The organism is Vibrio sp. 378, from assembly GCF_033339435.1.
Map to the genome: position 1 here is coordinate 1 of NZ_JAWOUO010001109.1, position 531 is coordinate 531.

Below are 531 nucleotides of genomic sequence, written 5' to 3' on the forward strand. Positions count from 1 at the left end.
CACTGGACACAGCAAGGTGCGGAAACTTGTCAGTTTGAAAACCATCTGCGCGCCGTGTGCGGCTTGCCGTTAGGCAGCACCAAACTGATTCGCGAAACCTCAATGGTGAATATTCTTGGTGAAGATACGTTACCAGAAGCATTGCTCGCCATGGATGGTTGTCACATCCATTGGTACGGCAAAGAGAAGCGCGAAGGGCGCAAAATGGGTCACATCAACGTATGCGGTGACTACCCAGGAGAATTGCACCGTAGATTGTGCGCTCTCGCGGATGTCTTAGATCCAATGGCATTCCCAGCCGTGCACGAGTTTGCGAAACAAGCATAACGCTAAAATCTAGCCCCAAAAACCACAAAGGGTCGCACGATGCGACCCTTTTTAATTCCTTTGATGTATTTACCCTTGTTGAGTGTGCTGGCACTTACGGTTGGCACATTGCAATTTCACACCACTGGCAAGTTTCTTCTCCACCAACAAAGTAAAACCACATTCTTCGCATCTCCCTTTAACCGGAGGGAGATTCACTGCAAA

Annotated in this window: 2 pseudogenes; one reads left to right on the forward strand and one right to left on the reverse strand. The window is 49.0% G+C overall.

Going from position 1 to position 531, the window contains the following annotated elements:
- Positions 1-327, forward strand: a pseudogene (locus R7Q48_RS30640) (5-(carboxyamino)imidazole ribonucleotide synthase); the annotation flags it as partial.
- A 69-nt stretch (positions 328-396) separates the two neighbouring features.
- Here R7Q48_RS30640 and R7Q48_RS30645 read toward each other — a convergent pair.
- Positions 397-531, reverse strand: a pseudogene (locus R7Q48_RS30645) (DNA topoisomerase); the annotation flags it as partial.